1 protein-coding gene is annotated in these 251 nt (G+C 59.0%); it reads right to left on the minus strand.

Going from position 1 to position 251, the window contains the following annotated elements; genetic code table 11:
* Positions 1–195: hypothetical protein (locus tag SB772_RS43800; protein WP_410839003.1), on the minus strand; the 195-nt coding region annotated here is incomplete at its 3' end.
* Positions 196–251: the final 56 nt, after the last annotated feature.

Consider the following 251-nt stretch of genomic DNA (forward strand, 5'->3'; position numbering starts at 1 on the left):
CTCGGGGCAGCCGCCGGTCTTGATGGAGATGATGCCCTCGACTTCGACATCCTCACCGCAGTGCTTTAGACGCACCTCGTGGGCCAATTGCAGGGCGGCGGGGAGGGCAGTGTCAGGCAGACGGAGGACGTCCTCGAGCTGTTCTTGGGTCAGGCCGATACCTTTTTCAAGGACCTGCTGGCGGGCGGCCACCAAGATTTTGTCGCTTGCTTCATCGCTTGTTGCAACTGTTGCCTGAGTCGTCATTTATT

It is taken from the genome of Paraburkholderia sp. SIMBA_030, from assembly GCF_046535245.1.
Taxonomy (GTDB): Bacteria; Pseudomonadota; Gammaproteobacteria; order Burkholderiales; family Burkholderiaceae; genus Paraburkholderia.